The 16,243-nt window shown below is 62.9% G+C and carries 15 protein-coding genes; 5 read left to right on the plus strand and 10 right to left on the minus strand.

All coding sequences use genetic code 11. The features are described from left to right. Positions 1 to 191: 191 nt before the first annotated feature. Both LB547_RS13295 and LB547_RS13300 read left to right on the plus strand, forming a co-directional pair. Entirely contained in the window at positions 192 to 1,871 is a 1,680-nt protein-coding gene (locus LB547_RS13295; RefSeq protein ID WP_140762564.1) for an electron transfer flavoprotein-ubiquinone oxidoreductase, read from the plus strand. Between the two features lie 139 nt (positions 1,872 to 2,010). Continuing rightward, the gene (locus LB547_RS13300; RefSeq protein ID WP_140762561.1) at positions 2,011 to 2,604 is read left to right on the plus strand and encodes a DUF922 domain-containing protein; all 594 of its coding nucleotides are present in this window, start codon (positions 2,011 to 2,013) and stop codon (positions 2,602 to 2,604) included. A gap of 13 nt (positions 2,605 to 2,617) precedes the next feature. On the opposite strand, the gene LB547_RS13305 is transcribed toward LB547_RS13300, so the two are convergent. The 4 genes from LB547_RS13305 to LB547_RS13320 all read right to left on the minus strand — a co-directional run bounded on the left by LB547_RS13305 (position 2,618) and on the right by LB547_RS13320 (position 6,315). Further along, positions 2,618 to 3,655 carry an endonuclease/exonuclease/phosphatase family protein gene (locus LB547_RS13305; RefSeq protein WP_140762558.1) on the minus strand — a complete coding sequence of 346 codons (1,038 nt, stop codon included), beginning with the start codon at positions 3,653 to 3,655 and terminating at the stop codon, positions 2,618 to 2,620. Positions 3,656 to 3,796: 141 nt separating this feature from the next. Further along, positions 3,797 to 5,257 (minus strand): AMP nucleosidase, encoded by a 1,461-nt coding sequence (locus LB547_RS13310; RefSeq protein WP_224655914.1) that lies wholly within the window; start codon positions 5,255 to 5,257, stop codon positions 3,797 to 3,799. Positions 5,258 to 5,358: 101 nt separating this feature from the next. Beyond that, positions 5,359 to 5,553 carry a hypothetical protein gene (locus LB547_RS13315; protein WP_140494649.1) on the minus strand — a complete coding sequence of 65 codons (195 nt, stop codon included), beginning with the start codon at positions 5,551 to 5,553 and terminating at the stop codon, positions 5,359 to 5,361. A 420-nt stretch (positions 5,554 to 5,973) separates the two neighbouring features. Continuing rightward, positions 5,974 to 6,315, minus strand: coding sequence for a DUF2147 domain-containing protein (locus LB547_RS13320; protein WP_140762552.1), 342 nt, complete (start codon positions 6,313 to 6,315; stop codon positions 5,974 to 5,976). Positions 6,316 to 6,760: 445 nt separating this feature from the next. Between LB547_RS13320 and LB547_RS13325 the strand changes: the two genes are divergently transcribed. After that, positions 6,761 to 7,027: a sel1 repeat family protein gene (locus LB547_RS13325; RefSeq protein WP_010915070.1), complete on the plus strand. Its 267-nt coding sequence runs from the start codon at positions 6,761 to 6,763 to the stop codon at positions 7,025 to 7,027. A 398-nt stretch (positions 7,028 to 7,425) separates the two neighbouring features. After that, a complete protein-coding gene (locus tag LB547_RS13330) occupies positions 7,426 to 8,547 on the plus strand; it encodes a branched-chain amino acid ABC transporter substrate-binding protein (RefSeq protein ID WP_140494645.1) in 1,122 nt (373 codons plus the stop codon). A gap of 153 nt (positions 8,548 to 8,700) precedes the next feature. Here LB547_RS13330 and LB547_RS13335 read toward each other — a convergent pair whose 3' ends face one another. From LB547_RS13335 to LB547_RS13360, 6 genes are all read right to left on the minus strand, one after another. After that, complete coding sequence (locus tag LB547_RS13335) at positions 8,701 to 10,662, minus strand: acetyl/propionyl/methylcrotonyl-CoA carboxylase subunit alpha (RefSeq protein WP_140494642.1); 1,962 nt, start codon at positions 10,660 to 10,662, stop codon at positions 8,701 to 8,703. Next, positions 10,644 to 11,207 (minus strand): O-acetyl-ADP-ribose deacetylase, encoded by a 564-nt coding sequence (locus LB547_RS13340; RefSeq protein ID WP_140517990.1) that lies wholly within the window; start codon positions 11,205 to 11,207, stop codon positions 10,644 to 10,646. The genes LB547_RS13335 and LB547_RS13340 overlap by 19 nt, the downstream gene beginning before the upstream one ends. A 1-nt stretch (position 11,208) precedes the next feature. Beyond that, positions 11,209 to 12,816: a carboxyl transferase domain-containing protein gene (locus tag LB547_RS13345; protein ID WP_140762549.1), complete on the minus strand. Its 1,608-nt coding sequence runs from the start codon at positions 12,814 to 12,816 to the stop codon at positions 11,209 to 11,211. Position 12,817: 1 nt separating this feature from the next. Further along, complete coding sequence (locus LB547_RS13350; RefSeq protein ID WP_140555818.1) at positions 12,818 to 13,981, minus strand: isovaleryl-CoA dehydrogenase; 1,164 nt, start codon at positions 13,979 to 13,981, stop codon at positions 12,818 to 12,820. A 66-nt stretch (positions 13,982 to 14,047) separates the two neighbouring features. After that, positions 14,048 to 14,698 (minus strand): TetR/AcrR family transcriptional regulator, encoded by a 651-nt coding sequence (locus tag LB547_RS13355; RefSeq protein WP_140567723.1) that lies wholly within the window; start codon positions 14,696 to 14,698, stop codon positions 14,048 to 14,050. 69 nt (positions 14,699 to 14,767) lie between these two features. Beyond that, positions 14,768 to 15,052, minus strand: a complete 285-nt coding sequence (locus tag LB547_RS13360) for an acylphosphatase (protein WP_140494632.1) — start codon at positions 15,050 to 15,052, stop codon at positions 14,768 to 14,770. A 166-nt stretch (positions 15,053 to 15,218) separates the two neighbouring features. On the opposite strand from LB547_RS13360, the gene LB547_RS13365 reads away from it, so the two are divergent. Beyond that, positions 15,219 to 16,223 carry a bifunctional helix-turn-helix transcriptional regulator/GNAT family N-acetyltransferase gene (locus LB547_RS13365; RefSeq protein ID WP_140520698.1) on the plus strand — a complete coding sequence of 335 codons (1,005 nt, stop codon included), beginning with the start codon at positions 15,219 to 15,221 and terminating at the stop codon, positions 16,221 to 16,223. The last annotated feature ends 20 nt before the right edge of the window (positions 16,224 to 16,243 follow it).

Below are 16,243 nucleotides of genomic sequence, written 5' to 3' on the forward strand. Positions count from 1 at the left end.
TCGAACAATTAAAAACGTACGCGTTGCGGGCAGGCCGGCGCAAAACGGGTGTCCTTCGGCACGATGCGCGACTTTTTGGCCAAATCCGCGTTGTCACAGACGCGCCGGTTTCCTGTCGCGACTTGATGCGCTATGCAGCGCATGAGCCAGCAAGATACGCGCAATAGCGACAAGCCAGTGCGGAGGGGTTGATGAGCGATATCGAACGCGAAAGCATGGAATTCGACGTGGTGATCGTCGGTGCGGGCCCGGCCGGCCTCGCCGCCGCCATCCGCCTGAAGCAAGTCAATCCCGAGCTTTCCGTGGTCGTGCTGGAAAAGGGCGGTGAGGTTGGCGCCCACATCTTGTCAGGAGCCGTCGTCGATCCAATCGGCATCGACCGGTTGCTGCCGGGCTGGCGCGACGAACAAGACCATCCATTCAAAACGCCGGTCACGGCGGACCATTTCCTGGTGCTTGGCCCCGCCGGCTCTTTCCGCCTGCCCAACATGATGATGCCGCCTCTGATGAACAATCACGGCAACTACATCGTCTCGCTTGGCAATGTCTGCCGCTGGCTGGCGGCCAAGGCCGAGGCGCTCGGCGTGGAAATCTATCCGGGGTTCGCCGCGGCCGGCCTGCTCTATAACGAGGAAGGCGCCGTCACCGGTGTTGTCACCGGCGACATGGGCGTCGAAAAGGATGGCACACACGGCCCGGGTTTCGCGCCGGGCATGGCGCTGATGGGCAAATATGTGCTGATCGGAGAGGGCGCGCGCGGCTCGCTCGCCAAGCAGTTGATCGCCAGGTTCAGGCTTTCCGAGGGCCGCGAGCCGGGCAAATACGGCATCGGCCTCAAGGAACTGTGGCAGGTCAAGCCGGAGAAGCACAGGCCGGGTCTCGTCCAGCACTCCTTCGGCTGGCCGCTCGATCTCAAGACCGGCGGCGGCTCTTTCCTCTATCATCTGGACGACAATCAGGTGGCGGTGGGCTTCGTCGTCCACCTCAATTACAAGAACCCCTGGCTGTCGCCGTTCGAGGAGTTCCAGCGCTTCAAGACCCACCCGGCGATCAGCGGTACTTTCGAGGGCGCCAGGCGGTTGGGCTATGGCGCGCGCACGATTACCGAAGGCGGCTGGCAGTCGGTGCCGAAACTGTGCTTCCCGGGTGGCGCGTTGATGGGCTGCGCCGCCGGCCTCGTAAACGTCCCGCGCATCAAGGGCTCGCACAATGCCGTGTTGTCGGGAATGCTGGCGGCCGAGCATGTCGCCGAGGCAATCGCCGCCGGCCGCGCCAATGACGAGCTCTCCGCTTACGAAGCCGCGTGGCGGGCGACAGACATCGGCAAGGATCTGAAGAAGGTGCGCAACGTCAAGCCGCTGTGGTCGCGCTTCGGCACCATCGCCGGCGTCGCCATCGGCGGCCTGGACATGTGGCTGAACACTTTGTTCGGCTTCTCGCCCTTCGGCACGCTGAAGCATGGCAAGGCCGACTACGCCACGCTAGAGCCCGCCGCGAAGCACAAGAAAATAGACTATCCCAAGGCCGATGGCGTGCTGACCTTCGACCGCTTGTCCTCGGTGTTCCTGTCCAACACCAACCACGAGGAAAACGAGCCGGTGCATCTGCTGGTGGCGGACATGGAGCTGCAGAAGCGTTCCGAGCATGACGTCTTTGCCGGACCTTCGACGCGCTACTGCCCGGCAGGCGTCTACGAATGGGTCGACAAGGACGGCAATGCCGCTGCCGATCCGGCGGCCAAGGACGTGCGCTTTGTCATCAACGCGCAGAACTGCGTCCACTGCAAGACCTGCGACATCAAGGATCCGAACCAGAATATCGACTGGGTGCCGCCGCAGGGCGGCGAAGGCCCGGTCTATCAGAACATGTGAGCCGTGCCGGGCTAAGCCGACACGAAGAACATGCGAGCGGCGGCGGACTTGTCTGTCGCCGTCGACCGTCTGCCTCGATCAAGCCCGTTGAAGCCTCCCGCCGAGTGTGGTCTGCTCGGCTCCGACAAAGGAGGCGGACATGCGCCTGACCAGCCCCACGATGCTCGCCATGGCCTTCATGCTGCTTTGCGCATCAGCCGCATCGGCGGGCACAAAGCTCACCGTTCACACCCGCACCTATGATGTCGCTGGAAATACCGGAGCCGCCCTTGTCGAGGCGATGGACCGGCTGGGACCCAAGCACGGCTATATGACGCGCGCCATCGCAGAAACCGGTTACGCCGTGCACTGGGATCTCGATATTGTCCGGGAGGATGGAGCCTGCCATCTGCGGCAGGCCAACGGGACGCTCAACCTGACCTACACTTTCCCGCGGCTCTCGTCGGCAAGCCCAGTCCTGCGCAAGCGTTGGGACCGTTTCATGGTCGGCGTTCGCAAGCACGAGCAGACGCATGGCGGTATCGCGAGGCGGATGATGCGGGCCACCGAGACCGCGCTTGCCGGACTGCGGCGCCCGGACAACTGGTTCTGCACCGGCACGCATCTCGAGGCGCGGCGCCGGATCAAGGCCATCTATGTCGAATACGAAGCCAGGCAGAACGCTTTCGATGCGCGCGAGCATCGCGGCGGCGGGCCTGTCGAGCACCTCGTCGAAGCGTTGACCAAGCCTTGAGAATGCCGAAGCATCAACCGCGCGGATTGTTTTGAAGGTCGCTCGCCGCGAGCGCGCTCTCATGCTCGTCATGGGGCTGCCTGTCGTCGGGGCGAAGCGAGAACTCCACGAGTACGGGAAGATGGTCGGAGCCGGTATCTTCCAGTCGCGTTGACGACAGAATGGTCACGCCGCCCTTGCTGAACGCCTGGTCGATCGGGAGGCCTGCATAGCGGCGCAGGAAGTCGGGCAGCTTCCGGTGAATCCAGGTCGACCCAGCCGACGGCATGACCGTCAGTCCGCCGAGAGCGGCGACGCGCCGCACCGCGGCGCTCCATGGCACCGCGTTGCAATCGCCGGCCATGATGGCGGTTTGGCCGAGCGATGAAAGCTGCTCCGAGAGTTCACCGATCTGCCAATACTGCTCCCGGGGCCACGGCCAGCTGAGGTGGATGGCGGCGACGTCGGCGCTCCTGCCGCCGAAATCGATGGTCGCAATGGCCATTGCGCCCCGGCGCTCGCAATGTGGCGCGGTTCCGGCGACAAAGGGTCGCCGCGAGAGCAGCGCGACGCCGAATACGCCGTTGGGATAAGGACAGAGGATCCGGTATGGATAGGCGCTGGCGATGTAGCCAAGCTCCGTCGCCCACATCGCCGACACCTCATCCAGGGTGATGACGTCGGGATTGGTCCGGCCGATCAGTGACAGCACTTTCTTCGGCGTCGGGTTGTCGTAGCGCAAATTCATCTGCAGCAGGCTGTAGACTACCTGGTCGGTCTGGTCGGTGGATTTGGCGACCGCCTGAACCGGCCACGGCCGAGGCAAGGCGGCCGAAGCGGTCGCAAGAGCGGCCACGGCAAAAACCAGAGCCGCGGCCGCTTGCAGGCGAAACGATGTCGCCAGCAGCGGCAGCGCGCAAACCGCCATCAGCACGGCGAGGTGGATGCGGAAATGCGAAAAGGAATCGAGCGCCGGGTGCAAGGCGCCGAAGAAGCCGGCCACCAGCGCGACCGAGAGCGTCATCATCACGATGAATACCAGTGAAGCCGCCATGTCTCGACTGCGTTTCATCGGATCAGATCTGCATGAGTTGCCAGCGATGGTCCTCGCCCGGTTATCGGCAAAAATGCGGCTCAATCAAGATAGCGAATTGCGGGCAAGATGGCGAATCGCCGGCAAGACGGCGAATAGCTCTGGCGGCGCGCAGATCGGCTACTGGAAGGCCGTTTCCGAAAAACTTCTGAGCTTGCGCGAATGCAGCCGCTCCATCGGCATTTCCGAAAGCTTTTCCATCGCCCGGATGCCGATGGTCAGGTGCTGCGCCACCTGCCGCTTGTAGAACTCGGTCGCCATGCCGGGCAGCTTCAACTCGCCATGCAGCGGCTTGTCGGAGACACACAAGAGCGTGCCGTAAGGCACGCGGAAGCGGAAGCCATTGGCCGCGATCGTTGCCGATTCCATGTCAAGTGCGATCGCCCTCGACTGCGAAAGCCGCTGCACCGGTCCGCGCTGGTCGCGCAGTTCCCAGTTGCGGTTGTCAATGGTGGCGACAGTGCCGGTGCGCATGATGCGCTTGAGATCGTACCCCGACAGGCCGGTGACTTCGGCCACCGCTTCCTGCAATGCCACCTGGATTTCGGCCAGCGGCGGGATCGGCACCCAGACTGGCAGGTCGTCGTCCAGCACGTGATCCTCGCGCACATAGGCATGCGCCAGCACATAATCGCCCAGCGCCTGCGTATTGCGCAGGCCCGCGCAGTGGCCGAGCATCACCCAAGCATGAGGCCTTAGCACAGCGATATGATCGGTGATCGTCTTGGCGTTGGAGGGTCCGACACCGATATTGACCATGGTGATCCCGCCATGGTTCGGCTTCTTCAAGTGGTAGGCCGGCATCTGCGGCAGGCGCTGCGGCGCCACCCCTTCGCTCGGGGCGCTCTGCCCGGCTTTGGTGACCACGTTGCCCGGTTCGATAAATTCGGCATATCCGCCGCCGCCATTCTCCATCAGGTCACGGGCGCGCGCCACGAACTCGTCGATATAGAACTGATAGTTGGTGAACAGCACGAAATTCTGGAAATGCTGCGGCGTGGTCGCGGTATAGTGCGACAGGCGGTGGAGCGAATAGTCGATCCGCTGCGCGGTGAAGGGCGCCAGCGGCCTTGGTTCTCCGAACGCCACTTCGAACGTGCCGTTGGCGATCTGGTCGTCTGTACCGTCGAGATCTGGCACGTCGAACAGGTCTCGGATAGGCCGCTGGATACGCTCGGCCGCGGTTCCGTCTACATGGGTGCCTTCGAGAAAGGCGAAATGCAGCGGGATCGGCGTTGTCGATTCCGAGACCGTGACCGCGACCCCGTGGTTGCGCATGATCAGACGCAATTGCTCGACCAGATAGCTTTCGAACAGGCTCGGCTGGGTGATGGTGGTGGAAAAATGCCCCGGCGTCGGCATGTGGCCATAGGCTTGGCGCGAATCGATCTGGGTGAACGAGTTGGTCGTGACGCCGATCTCCGGGTAGAAGGCGCGGTAGCGCTTGCTGCTGTCGCCGCCGGCCGCAAGCGCCGCGAAGGAGTCGCGCAGGAACTTGGTGTTGCGGTCATAAAGGGATTGCAGCGCCGCGACGGCCTTTTCGGCGGTGTCGAAGCTTTGCCGGCCAAAAGGCTCGGGCATGACGACAGATTCGATGGCTTGGGGATAGATTCGCTTTTCCATGGCTCAATATAGAGATTTGGAAAGGCGGTTGGGAGGGGTGTCCCGATCGAAGGCGCAATTTATCCGCGCTGCAGGCTGACCAGCAGCACGAAACCGACGCCGGATTTCTTCAGTGCTGGCGCGTCGATCGTGGAACCGGCATCGGCACGCATCATCGGCACGGCCAGGACCGGCGCGGCAAGAAACGCCAGGATGAGCGCCGCCCGCGGCAGAAGCCGAACGGTTTTGAAGAGGTTGGCGGCGATGCGGTTCATGGTCTTTGCTTTTCTTTCGAGGTCTTGGTTTGGTCAGGTCTTTGGTTTCTGTCTCAGGGGCGAAGGGTGGTCGGGCAGGCGAGGCGGCAGGTTCTGGAACTGGCCTCGTCCCAGGAACGGGCCGGACGGCCCGCTTCGGCGACGAGGATGGCGAAGAACATTCCAAACAGGCTCACCAGCAAGGCAGACGATGGTGAAGCGGCGGGCGAGCATTGGTCGTGTCTCCTTCAATACGCAGGAGAATGCCCGGGCACGACTGAACCGGCTCTGATGCCGACGTTCATCTGCCGTTCAAATCGGTTGATGGATTTTGAGGCGGCGCTGGCCATAAGGAGCATGGCTGCCGGCACAGCATGCCAGGATCATGAAACGAAAACGGGGCCTGCCGGCCCCGTTTTCATGTCGCAAGGATGGGGTCGATCAGAGCTTGTGCCAGGTCTGGCTCTTGCAGATCAGCCCGCCGAGCACGCAACCGCTCATTTTCAGCGAGGTGCCCGATAGTGTCGCCTTGCCGGAGTAGGTCTTGTCGTTTGCCGGGTCGGTTATGCTGCCGGTGTATTTGTTGTCGCCGGACGCCTTGAGCGAACCGATGGTCTTGCCGGCATATTTGCCAGACTTCAGCGTGATGGAAAATGAACCCGAGCCCCCGATGGCCGCGGTATCGCCGGCCTGCGTCTTCCAGTTTCCCTCGATCGGATCGGCCCAGGCCAGACCGGTCAGGATCAAAGTGGCCGCCAGGGCCAGGCTTGCTTTTCGAAACATCTTTCCTCCCTTGGATACCGGCAGGAGGCTACGCCTCGCCGGTCTGCCGCTTACGCAAACGTAAGCTAATCCAGCTCCCTGCAAAACAAAAGCGGTGCCGCAGCGGAAGCTTTGGCAATTCAGATGCGCCGACGGAAGCAATGTCGGCAGGGAAATGAATGCATGCATGCGCGGCGTTTGTTTCGCGTGGTTAGCAGAGTGTTGATTCCGCTCGCGAAAATTTTCGTCAAATTTGGCGCTATCCGGCTGAATCGCTGGCTTTGTATCCTTAACGAATTTCCACGTTTACCTATTGTTTTAGCTTTGTTTTCCTCAAATTAAGCACGCCATTTAACGACGGATTCAAGCCTGAGCGGCATTCTCGAAAGCATCGAAAGAGCAGCCCGGGCAGACAAACGGAGGCAGCTCTCGGGAGCCAGACAGGGCCGGAAGAGAGGATTGAAAAATGGCACGTTTTGAAATGCTTGAAGCAGGCTTCGGCGCCATGGGGGCAACTGCCCAGGCCGACATTCTTTTCGAACTGGGGATGATGTATGCGACGGGCCGCGATTGCGAGACCGATGTCGTCGCCGCCCACAAATGGTTCAACATCGCCGCGATCAAGGGTTCGGCCCGCGCTGCGGAATTGCGTTCGGAACTGTCGGCTGCGATGTCGAAGGTCGAGATCGCCAAGGCGCTGCGCGAAGCCCGCGAATGGATGACGATGCACTGAATTTAGAGATAAGGCAGGGCGGCCTTCTGGTCCGCCAGGCAAGGACAAGGCCGCGGTAAGACGGCCACGTGACAAAACCAAGAACGCGGCACGCCCGACAGGGCCAGCGGCGCGGCGGCCATGATCCGGTTTCGGAAAGATCAGGGCCAGCAGGAAGACAGGGAAGGCGAGTTGGGTTCGAGTGCGGGGGCGCTTGAGAAACAGCTCGACAGGCAAAGCCGCGACCGGCCGGAACAAGGCCGGCGCGGCTTTTGCCTTTTTGCTCCAGAGATGCTCCGCAGGCCTAATCGAGCGCCGCCAATGCGCCTAGACAGGCCACACGAAGGATGAAATTGTCCGGCCTCTCTGGAAGAAGCGTGGCCGGGGCGGCCGCGCGTGAGTGGAGGAGTCATACCGCAATGAAAAAATTAAGTATTTTGAACGCGGCCATTTTCGGCCTGATGATGAGCGCGCCGGTCGCCTATGCCGACGACATCACCTTTTCGGTGGTCGGTCCGATGACCGGACAGCTCGCCACCATTGGCGATCAGTTCAAGCAGGGCGCGCAGGCTGCCGCCGACGCGATCAATGCTGCCGGCGGTGTCGACGGTCGCCAGATCAAGCTCGATATCGAGGATGACCAGTGCGACCCGAAGCAGGCGGTTTCGGTCGCCAACCGTATCGTCGCCAATGGCGTCAAGTTCATCGACGGCCACGCTTGCTCGGGTTCGAGCATTCCGGCTTCCGCCGTCTATGCCGAAGCCGGTGCCCTGATGATGAGCCCGGCCTCCTCGAACCCGGTGCTGACCGACGCCGCAGCGAAGGCCGGCTGGCCGACGATCATGCGCCTCTATACGCGTGACGATGCGCAGGGTGCCTTCATCGGCCCCTGGATCGCGAAGAAGTATGCCGGCAAGAACGTCGTCATCCTGCATGACAAGAGTGCCTACGGTCAGGGCGTTGCCGATGCGGTCAAGGCCACGATGAATGCCGGCGGCCTGAAGGAAGTGGACTATGAAGGCATCAATGCCGGCGAAAAGGACTATTCGGCGCTCGTCACCAAGCTCAAGGACCTCAAGGCCGACGTTGTCTATTTCGGCGGTTACCACCCGGAGGCTGGCCTGATCCTGCGCCAGTCGGCGGAACAGGGCATCAAGTTCCAGCTGATCATGCCGGATTCGATAGCCTCGCCGGAATTCTGGCAGGTTGCCGGCCCGGCCGGCGAAGGGACCATGTTCGTCTTCCCGTCGGATCCTCAGGCAAAGCCGGAAGCCAAGGCAGCCGTCGAGAAGATCAAAGCCGGCGGTTTCGTGCCGGAAGGCTTCACGCTATTCTCCTACGCCACGATCCAGGCCTTTGCGGAAGGCATCAAGCGTGCCGGCAGCGATGATCCGGCCAAGGTCGCCGAGGCGCTGAAGAACGGGCAGCCAATCAGCACGGTTGTCGGCAATGTCACCTTCGACGAGAAGGGCGACCTCAAGAACGCCAGCTACGACATCAACCAGTGGCACGACGGCAAGTATGCGCCGATCCAGCCGTAATCGCTGCCTATATCGATGAAATGGCCGGGCTCGTCCCGGCCATTTCATTTCTGCCTGTGTGTCTTGCCATGGACATATAACGGCGGTCGACATTCTACGGCGCCTCTCTCTGTCCGGCAGGACAGGGACGCTTGGCGTCCGGCAGCGAGGCTGTCAGCCTTGCATATCCTCGAACCGCACCAGCACAGTGCCGTCGGTAACCTGCGCGCCCTCGGTGGCGATCTCGGCGATCACGCCATCATGGGGCGCGGCGATGGTGTGCTCCATCTTCATCGCCTCGAGAATAAGCAGCGGTTGCCCCTTCATCACCGTATCGCCCTTTGTCGCCCGCACAAGCTTGACCAGTCCCGGCATCGGCGCGCGCAAACTGCCTGACGCCGCCGCCGCATCATCGCCTCTGGCCAACGGGTCCGGCACCGCGAACGTATAGCCGGCCGCGCCTTCGAATATCGTGATGTGGCCTGGCCAGCGGGCGAGGCGAGGAACGGCGCGAAGGTCATGCGAATTGGCGCTGTCATAGGGTGCATGGAGCGTCACCTGGGAACGCCGGTCTGGTCGTACCGAAACCCTTGCCAGAATATCGTCCTCGCCAAACTTCAGCCGGATCTGTCGTGCCATGCCATGGAAATGCGTGTAGCCGGCAAGTGACGACCATGGATCATCCGATGCCGGCAGCGCGCCCGCCCCGGAGGCCGCTATGGCCGCGGCCGCGACCGTTTCGCCGCTCGGCGGCGCAATCTCGGTCAGCGCCTGCTGGTGGCGGCCTATCAGGCCGGTATCGACGTCGCCCGCCGAAAAGTCCGGATCGGTCACCAGCGCGGCGAGGAAGGCGGTATTGACGATCGAACCGGCGACTTCGGTTCGCGCAAGCGCCGCGCCGAGTGCCTCCAGCGCAGCCGGCCTGTCCCCGCCATGCACCACCAGCTTGGCGATCATCGGATCATAATAGGGAGAAATGGCGTCGCCGGCCCGCACCCCGGTTTCGACACGCATGGCGGCCCCTTGGGGAACCATGTCGGGAAATTTCAGATGATGCAGCGTGCCGGTCGCAGGCAGAAACTCCCTTGCGGCATCCTCGGCATAGAGGCGCGCCTCGAAGGCGTGGCCGGCTAGCTTTATCTCGCCTTGCGTTTTCGGCAGCTTCTCGCCGGATGCGACCCGCAACTGCCATTCTACCAGATCAGTGCCGGTGACCATCTCGGTGACCGGGTGCTCGACCTGCAACCTCGTGTTCATCTCCATGAACCAGAAGCGGTCAGGCGTCAGGCCTTGCGAGGCATCGACGATGAATTCGATGGTGCCGGCACCGCAGTAGCTGATCGCCTTGGCGGCCTTCACCGCCGCCTCGGTCATCGCCTTGCGTAACGCCTCCGTCATGCCGGGGGCGGGGGCTTCCTCGATAACCTTCTGATGGCGTCGCTGCACCGAGCAGTCGCGTTCGAACAGATGGACGGCATTGCCGAAATTGTCGCCGAAAACCTGCACCTCGATGTGGCGCGGTTTGTCGATATATTTTTCCACCAGTACACGGTCGTCGCCAAAAGCGGATTTCGCCTCGCGTCGTGCGCTCGACAGCGCTTCGGAAAACTCGTCGGGGTGCTCGACCCGGCGCATGCCCTTGCCACCGCCGCCGGCCCGCGCCTTGATCAGCACGGGGTAGCCGATTTCGCGTGCCTTAGAGGCCAGGACCACGATCTCCTGTGCCTCGCCATGGTAGCCCGGCACGACGGGCACGCCGGCCTTTTCCATCAGCCGTTTGGCGGCATCCTTCAGCCCCATGGCGCGGATAGAGGCCGCCGACGGGCCGATGAAGGTGAGCCCCGCGGCCGCCACCTGGTCGACGAAATCAGGATTTTCCGACAGGAAGCCATAGCCGGGATGAACGGCTTGCGAGCCTGTCGCCAAGGCGGCCGCGACGATCTTGTCGCCGCGCAGATAGCTGTCGCTGACAGGCGAGGCACCGATATGTACCGCCTCGTCGGCCATCTCGACATGCAGGGATTTCGCATCGGCATCGGAATAGACGGCAACCGTGCGCACCCCCATCCTGCGCGCCGTGCGGATCACCCGGCATGCGATCTCGCCTCGGTTGGCGATCAGGATCTTTGTGAACATGAAACCTCCGTAGACTGCGTTCGCCTCGAGGAAGCAACGGCCTCACGGTATAGTTCGGCCATTTGTTCGTCGAAGCAGCAGAAGATGACGGTCTGCGGCGTCGTATTTCCGCTCAGGAAGCTATTTACGGCGCCGACTGCAATTGCTGCCGCCTCATCCCTCGGATAGCGGTAGATGCCCGTCGAGATCGCCGGAAAGGCGACCGAGCGGCATTCCTTCTCGGCGGCGATTTCGAGCGAACGCCGATAGCAGGAGGCGAGCAACTCCGCCTCGCCCTTGCCGCCGCCCTGCCAGACTGGACCGACCGTATGGATGACGTAGCGGGCCGGCAGCCGATAGCCCTTGGTCAACTTTGCATCGCCGGTCTTGCAGCCGTTGAGCGTGCGGCATTCGGCGAGGAGTTCCGGCCCCGCCGCCCGGTGAATGGCGCCGTCGACCCCGCCGCCGCCGAGCAGCGAGGAATTGGCCGCGTTGACAATGGCGTCGACATCCAACTTGGTGATGTCGCCGACGTTAATGCGGATCCTGTCCTGCACCTCGCCCATTTCACATCCTGAACACGCCGAAGCGCGTTTCCTCGATCTCCGCGTTGAGCGCGGCCGAGAGGCTGAGCGCCAGCACCTCGCGCGTCTTGGCCGGATCGATGATGCCGTCGTCCCATAGCCTTGCGGAGGAATAGAGCGGGTGGCCTTCATGCTCGTATTTCATCAGGATCGGCTTCCTGAACTTCGCTTCTTCCTCAGCGCTCCATTCGCCGCCCTTGCGCTCGATACCCTCGCGCTTGACCATGGCCAGCACCGTCGCCGCCTGCTCGCCGCCCATCACCGAAATGCGGGCGTTCGGCCACATCCACAGGAAGCGGGGCGAGTAGGCACGCCCGCACATGCCGTAATTGCCGGCGCCGAACGAGCCGCCGATGATCACGGTGACCTTGGGCACGCGGGCGGTGGCGACTGCCATCACCAGCTTGGCGCCGTCCTTGGCGATGCCGCCTGCCTCATATTTGCGCCCCACCATGAAGCCGGTAATGTTCTGCAGGAACACCAGTGGAATGTTGCGTTGGCAGCACAGTTCGATGAAATGCGCGCCCTTCAGCGCGCTTTCGGAAAACAGCACGCCATTGTTGGCGATGATGCCGACCGGCATGCCGTGGAGATGGGCAAAGCCGGTGACGAGCGTGGTGCCGTAATTCTGCTTGAACTCATCGAACTCCGAACCGTCGACGAGGCGCGCGATCACCTCGCGCACGTCATAGGGCTGGCGCAGATCCGTCGGCACGATGCCGTAGATCTCATCTGCCGGATGAAGCGGCGGAATCGGTTTCTGGACGGCAAGGCTTACGGTCTTGTTCCGATTGAGGTTCTTGATGATGCGCCGGCAGATCGCCAGCGCATGCTCGTCGTCGAGCGCGTAGTGGTCGGCGACGCCGGAGAGCCGTGTATGGACGTCGGCGCCGCCGAGATCCTCGGCGCTGACGTCCTCGCCGGTGGCGGCCTTCACCAGCGGGGGACCGCCGAGGAAGATGGTCGCCTGGTTGCGCACCATGATCGTCTCGTCCGACATTGCCGGCACATAGGCGCCGCCCGCCGTGCACGAACCCATGACGCAGGCGATCTGCGGGATGCCTGAGGCGGACATGTTGGCCTGGTTGTAGAATATGCGCCCGAAATGCTCGCGGTCGGGAAACACCTCGTCCTGGTTGGGCAGGTTGGCGCCGCCGCTGTCGACCAGGTAGACGCAAGGCAGATTGTTCTGCAGCGCGATCTCCTGCGCGCGCAGATGCTTCTTCACCGTCAGCGGGTAATAGGTGCCGCCCTTCACCGTGGCGTCATTGACGACGACCATCACTTCCGTGCCTTCGACGCGCCCGATACCGGCGATGATGCCGGCGGAGGGAATGTCCTCGCCATACATCGACCATGCGGCGAACTGGCCGATCTCGAGAAAGGGCGACCCGGTGTCGAGCAATTGCGCCAGCCGCTCGCGCGGCAGCAGCTTGCCGCGCGCGACGTGTCGCTCGCGCGCCTCTTCCGAGCCACCGCGCTCGACGCTCGCGGCCTTTTCGGCGATATCGCCGACCAGCGCCCGCATGCGTTCGGCATTGGTGTGGAAGGTATCGGAGGAAGGGGAGATCTGGGTCCGGAGGACGGCCATGCTATACCCCCTCCGCCATGATCTCGCGGCCGATCAGCCATCGCCGGATTTCGCTGGTGCCGGCACCGATTTCGTAGAGCTTGGCGTCGCGTAGCAGCCGGCCGGTCGGATAGTCGTTGATGTATCCGTTGCCACCCAGAAGCTGGAGTGCGTCAAGCGTCATCTGCGTTGCTTTTTCGGCGGCAAACAGAATGCAGCCTGCGGCGTCCTTGCGGGTGGTCTGGCCGCGGTCGCAGGCGGCGGCGACCGCGTAGACATAGGCGCGCGCGGCGTTCATCGTCGTGTACATGTCGGCGAGCTTGCCTTGCACCAACTGGAATTCCCCGATCGCCTGGCCGAACTGCTTGCGCTCATGCACATAGGGCACCGCGACGTCGAGGCAGGCGGCCATCAGGCCGATCGGGCCACCGGCCAGCACCGTGCGCTCATAGTCGAGACCAGACATCAGCACCTCGACGCCACACCCTTCCTCGTGCAGCACGTTGTCGAACGGCACCTCCACATTATCGAAAACCAGTTCGCCGGTGTTGGAGCCGCGCATGCCGAGCTTGTCGAGCTTTTGCGCGACCGAAAATCCGGCAAAGGCCTTTTCGACGATGAAGGCGGTGATACCGCGGGCATGGCGCTCCGGATCGGTCTTGGCATAGACCACCAGCGTCTCGGCGTCCGGGCCGTTGGTGATCCACATCTTGGTGCCGTTGAGCACGTACCGGTCGTTGCGCTTTTCGGCGCGCAGCCTGAGCGAGACGACGTCGGAGCCGGCGCCGGGCTCCGACATGGCCAGCGCGCCGACGCGCTCGCCCGAGCAAAGCGGCGGCAGGAATTTCTCCTTCTGCGCCGGCGTTGCCCAGCGGTTGATCTGGTTGACGCAGAGATTGGAGTGGGCGCCGTAGGACAGGCCGACCGAGGCCGAGGCCCTTGATATCTCCTCAACGGCGATCACGTGCGCGAGATAGCCCATGCCACTGCCGCCGAACTCCGGATCGGCGGTGATGCCGAGGAGGCCGAGATTGCCGAGTTCCGCCCACAGATGCGCCGGGAATTCGTTCGAGCGGTCGATTTCCGCCGCGATCGGCGCGATCCTGTCCTGGGCGAAGCGCCGCACCAGCTCGCGCAATGCCTCGACATCCTCGTCATGCCCGAAGCTGAGCGTGTTCGTGTACATCCGGTTCCTCCTGCCGCATGACCCCCGAAAATCGACTTGGATTTTCGGAAAAGATCATGCGCGAAACTAAAATCCCACGGCGTCGTTTGCGCGTCCAAACGGATGTGCGGCGCTGTAGGTGTCGATCGTCGCGCCGACGAGCCGCATCGTCATCGAAAGATATGTCGCTGTGACTTCTGCGATCGACAGCCGCTCGCCCGGCCGGAACCAGACGATGACACCGGTCATCATCTGGATCAGCGCCATGGCGGTGAGGCCGGTGTCTTCGACGACGAACACGCCTGCCTCGGCGCCGTCACGCAGAATGGCGCGCAGTTCCTTCTCATAGGCCGTGCGCATCCGCAGTATCTGGGTCAGTCTTTCGGGCGACAGGCTGCGCAGCTCCATGTTCGAAACATGCGTCGCATGGCGGCGGGCGATGTGGAAGGCGATGTGGTTCTCGACATAGGCCGAAAGCCGGCTTGCCGGATCGGCATCGGCGGGCCGTGCGGCGTTCCAGGCTGCGATCAGCTCTTCCATATGCTCGCGCATCAGCGTGAACAGCAAATCCTCCTTGGTCGGGAAATAGCGATAAAGCGCGGCTGCCTGCACGCCTACTTCGGATGCCAGCTGGCGCATCGACATCGCCTCATAGCCGAGCCGCGCGATCAGGTTGACCGCCGCCTCGCGGGCTGCCGCCTCGGTCTTCCCGCCATCGGATCCTGTCGTGCGCGCCAAAAGAGCCTCCCTTGTTGCGAATTAATAAAACGAACGTTCAATTAATTCAAGAGGTATGCCGAAGCCGCATCAGGCATCGATCCGGAAGCCGGTAACAGGATTGCTGGATACCGCATCCTCGACGTCAACCCCGGAAACGGACGCTCCCGGCGGTCCTTTCCAAAGCCGGCCGATCATGGTCGAGACGGCTTCGCCTGTGCCGGCAATCTCAGCGGTCACCGAGCCATCCGCTTCATTGCGCACCCAGCCCGCAAGCCCAAGGCTGGCGGCCTGGCTTCGGACCCAGATCCTGTAGCCGACGCCTTGCACCTTGCCGTGGGCCCGCACACGCACTGCCTTGCGATCGTCAGCCATTGCGTCTCTCCCGAGGCTCGTCTGCTGGAATCTGGCGCAGGCGACGGGGAATGCAACAGGCCGGTCGAACGAGGATGGAGGGGGCCCGAGTCGAACTCGAATTTAATTGACTCAGTCCACTAAATTTCTAACACTGTGGCTATCATCACCCAAGGGCTGAACGCAGATGCTGGACCAACGCAGTGCTTTGGTGGCCGATATCAGGCACTTCAACCGTTTCTACACCCGCACTGTCGGCCTTCTCGACGAGACCTTGACGCAGAGCCCGTTCACGCTCACCGAGGCGCGCGTCCTGTTCGAGCTTGGTCATCGGGATCGCCCGGCGGCGGCGGAAATCGCCGGCGAGCGAGGCTTCCTTTCGGAGACATTCGACATCGATGTCGGCCCGGCCGCCTCCGACATCGCCAGGCAACTGCGTCTCGACGCGGCCTATCTGACGCGGATCCTGCGAAAATTCGCCGGCGAAGGCCTGACCGAGACCCGGACCGATCCGGTCGACCGGCGAAGGCGTATCCTGTCGCTGACGGCAAGGGGGCGGGACGCCCTTGCCGGTCTGCAGGCCGCGGCGGACCGCGACACTTCCCGGCTTATCGAGAACCTGCCCGACCACCGCTTGGCCGAACTCGGCGACGCCTTGCGCAAGGCAGCGGAGCTGCTGGGCGATCCGGCGGCTGAAGGCCAGGCGGCGCCCCCCGTCGTGACGTTGCGTCCGCATCGCGTCGGCGACATTGGCTGGGTGGTTCAGCGTCAGGCCCAGCTCTATGCCGAGGAATATGGCTGGAGCATCGAGTTCGAAGCCTTGGTTGCCGAAATCGGAGCCGACTTCATCCGCAATTTCAAGCCAGGGCGCGATTTCTGCTGGATCGCCGAACGCGCCGGCCTCCCGCTTGGCGCGGTGTTTCTGGTTCACCAGGACGACGAGGTCGCGAAACTGCGGCTGCTGCATGTCGAGGCTGCGGCGCGCGGGTTGGGCATCGGCAAGCGCCTGGTTGCGGAATGCGTGAACCAGGCGCGCGCCTGCGGCTACATCAAGCTCGTTCTGTGGACGAATGACATTCTGGTCGCCGCCCGCGCGATTTATGAGCGCGCCGGGTTCAGACTGGTTTCACAGGAGCGCCATCACAGTTTCGGCAAGGAACTCACCGGCCAGAACTGGGAGCTCGATCTCTAACCGGCCGGCAAGTGTCGCCG

It is taken from the genome of Mesorhizobium sp. B264B1B, assembly GCF_020165765.1.
Lineage (GTDB): Bacteria > Pseudomonadota > Alphaproteobacteria > Rhizobiales > Rhizobiaceae > Mesorhizobium.

Excerpts from the sequence above, each read along its gene's own strand:
- LB547_RS13295 (WP_140762564.1), top strand. The coding sequence starts at position 192 with ATGAGCGATATCGAACGCGAAAGCATGGAATTCGACGTGGTGATCGTC.
- LB547_RS13300 (WP_140762561.1), top strand. The coding sequence starts at position 2,011 with ATGCGCCTGACCAGCCCCACGATGCTCGCCATGGCCTTCATGCTGCTT.
- LB547_RS13305 (WP_140762558.1), bottom strand. The coding sequence starts at position 3,655 with ATGAAACGCAGTCGAGACATGGCGGCTTCACTGGTATTCATCGTGATG.
- LB547_RS13310 (WP_224655914.1), bottom strand. The coding sequence starts at position 5,257 with ATGCCCGAGCCTTTTGGCCGGCAAAGCTTCGACACCGCCGAAAAGGCC.
- LB547_RS13315 (WP_140494649.1), bottom strand. The coding sequence starts at position 5,553 with ATGAACCGCATCGCCGCCAACCTCTTCAAAACCGTTCGGCTTCTGCCG.
- LB547_RS13320 (WP_140762552.1), bottom strand. The coding sequence starts at position 6,315 with ATGTTTCGAAAAGCAAGCCTGGCCCTGGCGGCCACTTTGATCCTGACC.
- LB547_RS13325 (WP_010915070.1), top strand. The coding sequence starts at position 6,761 with ATGGCACGTTTTGAAATGCTTGAAGCAGGCTTCGGCGCCATGGGGGCA.
- LB547_RS13330 (WP_140494645.1), top strand. The coding sequence starts at position 7,426 with ATGAAAAAATTAAGTATTTTGAACGCGGCCATTTTCGGCCTGATGATG.
- LB547_RS13335 (WP_140494642.1), bottom strand. The coding sequence starts at position 10,662 with ATGTTCACAAAGATCCTGATCGCCAACCGAGGCGAGATCGCATGCCGG.
- LB547_RS13340 (WP_140517990.1), bottom strand. The coding sequence starts at position 11,207 with ATGGGCGAGGTGCAGGACAGGATCCGCATTAACGTCGGCGACATCACC.
- LB547_RS13345 (WP_140762549.1), bottom strand. The coding sequence starts at position 12,816 with ATGGCCGTCCTCCGGACCCAGATCTCCCCTTCCTCCGATACCTTCCAC.
- LB547_RS13350 (WP_140555818.1), bottom strand. The coding sequence starts at position 13,981 with ATGTACACGAACACGCTCAGCTTCGGGCATGACGAGGATGTCGAGGCA.
- LB547_RS13360 (WP_140494632.1), bottom strand. The coding sequence starts at position 15,052 with ATGGCTGACGATCGCAAGGCAGTGCGTGTGCGGGCCCACGGCAAGGTG.
- LB547_RS13365 (WP_140520698.1), top strand. The coding sequence starts at position 15,219 with ATGCTGGACCAACGCAGTGCTTTGGTGGCCGATATCAGGCACTTCAAC.